This window comes from Bartonella sp. AP258QHHD (assembly GCF_042196145.1).
Lineage (GTDB): Bacteria > Pseudomonadota > Alphaproteobacteria > Rhizobiales > Rhizobiaceae > Bartonella.
Window position 1 is genome coordinate 1 of the sequence record NZ_JBHIPR010000078.1, and the last position, 3,027, is coordinate 3,027.

Here is a 3,027-nt window from a genome sequence, read left to right on the forward strand (position 1 = left end):
AAAAGTACTTCGTCCAAACTAAATAATGTATGCTCGATGTTAACACCAAGAATTGAGTCTGGCTCTTCAATGTGCCCCTTTCCCCAAAGATCTTGCTGTGTATTATGATATAACAACCCATCTCCGCTACCATGAAAATCCTCTGGTTTTTGGAAAGAAATATCGCTATATTCCGTTTTTTCCGTGATGACAGGCGTGCTATCAGCTTCGTTTTTCAGGGTGTTGGTTTGGATATTTAAGTTTCCACCAGCTTGAATAAAGCCTGCTTTGTTAACAAGCGAAAGGCTTTTTCCGCTGCCAGCCGCATTGGTGAAACCCAAATCACCCTCTGCCATTATGGTGCCAAAATCATTGAGCAAAGCACCATCAACTTGTAAAGCACCATTGCCCTTCACATAAATTAAGCCCGTTTTGTTGTTGGTCACATCCCCCGTCACGCTAAAGACTAAATCCTGCCCCGATGCCAATTGACCGCTATTTCCAAGCTCCCCCGTTTTGATCACGAAATCTCTGGCTGCTAAAACCGACGTTGTCTCATCAACCATAACGCTTGGGGCAACAAAAAGAATATCTCCAGTCCCTCCCTGATCTGTCACGGCTTGTAGCCGCGCATTGTGAATATCAAGGGCATTGGTGCTTTGAAAGTCTAAACCGCCATAAGCCAATTCGCTCTCTGAGACATCAATATGATCTGCAATTAAATACAGCGTTTGCGGCGTGTAAATATGAGAACGATTATTGCTTAAATCGAGAGTGTTTGCCGTCAATCTCACATCCCCCTCAGCAGACAACACATTCTCAACACTGATCTCTCCTGATACCGATGTCAATGTTGCGTTGCCATAGCCTATGACCTGATCATAATAGATGTCGTTGCCTGCAAAAATTTCAATATTGCCACCACTGGCAATCTGACCAACCTTCACCCCTTCTTTTGCTGTAATCAAAAGAAAGCCCTTTTCATCTAAAACAAGATCCCCTGAACCGCCCGTAGAAACGACACCTGTCATCAGTGTGCCTGCATCAAGGCTGCCAACCTTTAAAACAGCTTCTTCACCCGTCATCAGTGAAGAAAAGTCAACCGCCCCACCCTCAATATTTGCCTTGCCATAGGCTAAAAGTTGCCCAAAATGAACGGGAGCATTTGTTGCTGGTTGTGCTTGAATGGCAACATTTTGATGCGACAGAATTGTTTGAGAAACAGATAGCCCATTATGAGAAACTAGGGTGATATCTCCTGCTCCATAAACACTTTCAGCAACAATCGCACCTTGACTGCTCTGGAGATCAACATCCCCTTGGGTGCCAAGAACAACAACACCAGCAGCACCCGTTGCCGCCATATCAACCCCACCGGCTAAAAAATGAGCTTGTATATCACCACCGGCATGCGCCTTGAGATTCCCTTGCGCTAAAACAATCCCCTCAAGCTTCAAGTTTCCGCCCGATTCAAGAGCCATATCAGCGCCTGCCCCTAGCCCTGAAACTTGAAGTGTCTGGCGCGAAGACAGCTCCATATTGCCCCCAGAGGTTGCCTTACCGGCAATCGATAAAAGCCCATCCTGCGCCTCTATCTTCAAATGACCATCAGCACCAACCGTTTCTAACGTCACATCCTTATGGGCGGCAATATCAATATGCTTTTTCGAGGTGATGTGCTTTGCCAATACGCTCTGGCTTTTCGATTTGAGGACAACACCCCCATGACCAAAAACATTCTTCAACGAGATTTTCCCGTCAGCAGAAAGATGCAACTGCCCCGCATTGGCTGCCATATCATGGCGCATACGAACACCAACACCTTTTTCTGTTGCCACAAGTTTTATTCTGTCCGCCTGTAGAGCCCCCAAAGCAGAACCATCTATCGCATATTCCGGTTTACCAGTAATATCAGTTAGCTCTTTCATTTCCCGTGAAGCATAATCAAAGTGACCCGTCCCTGCTGTCACTCCAATTTCTCTGCCCGCAACAGCTCCTTCAAAATGCACTGTGCGTGAGACAATATCGACAATATCAACCGCCCCTTGACCAGAGAAAAAATTGGCTCCCTTGGCGCCAAAGGTAATATCCCCACCTCGCACCTCAAAGCCTTTCAAAAAACCGCTCGCATCAATTTCGGGTACACCTGTGGTTAAGGTCGCATGGGGTGTATTGATAAAGCCACAACCATCACAACTTATCCCATTGGGATTGGCTATAATCACATCGGCGGGGCTCCCAAAAACCTCTCCTGGACCATGAAGCGCACTGCGCTTGCTGCTGGTCACTTCATTTAAAATCACTTTCGCCGAACCCGTGAGGCGCAAATGCGGATTGCCCGGCATAATGCCCCCCAACTGCGATTGCCCCACTTCTTGCGCATGATTGTTCCAAATCACACCTGGATTTCCAATATTAAAATCGTTATATTTATTGTGTGATAAGCCCTTGCCATTGGGGGTAACAATATCAATCGAGGGAACCCCATTGGGCGCTGCTACTATATCTGGGCGATGGGCAGCATTCGCGTTAGGATCCACAGTAATTTGTGCCTGTAACACTGAAGGGGCTAACAAACAAGAAAAACCAAGTCCCCCAAATAAAACCTTTTTGAGCATCGTACTGGAGACCAAAACACCTAATAAAGCTGCTCTTTCTGCTCTCTTCTCATATCTCATACGTTAACTCCCCAATAAAAAATGCTTAAAGTTCCATTGTTAATGTCATAAAAAATGTTCCTGATTTTTTGTGCTTAACTGTGCTCCAAAAAATACTGGAATAACTGGCATCAAGAGAGACCATGCCTCCCGCAAGCTTGACACCGGCTGTCCAACCGGCAAGCTGGTCACTCTTAATCCCATACAAAACTTGCGAAAACACACGCCCATAATCCAAACCAACATAAGGGCGAAGTTCTCCAAAAACCTTTTTGAAGGTCGCGTGATTGCTCCACGGAATGGTGCGTAGCAGCAAATCATTCCGGCTAAAAAAACCGTTATTGCCAAAAAGCAAACTCTCACGCGTGCCACGAACATTGGAAGCGCCCCC

General features: G+C 46.3%; 2 protein-coding genes. Both read right to left on the minus strand.

Translation table 11 applies throughout. From position 1 onward, the window contains the following. On the minus strand, window positions 1-2,657 hold a 2,657-nt coding region (locus tag ACFIMM_RS08820), incomplete at its 3' end, for a filamentous hemagglutinin N-terminal domain-containing protein (RefSeq protein WP_375692700.1). 25 nt (window positions 2,658-2,682) lie between these two features. After that, on the minus strand, window positions 2,683-3,027 hold a 345-nt coding region (locus ACFIMM_RS08825; RefSeq protein ID WP_375692701.1), incomplete at its 5' end, for a ShlB/FhaC/HecB family hemolysin secretion/activation protein.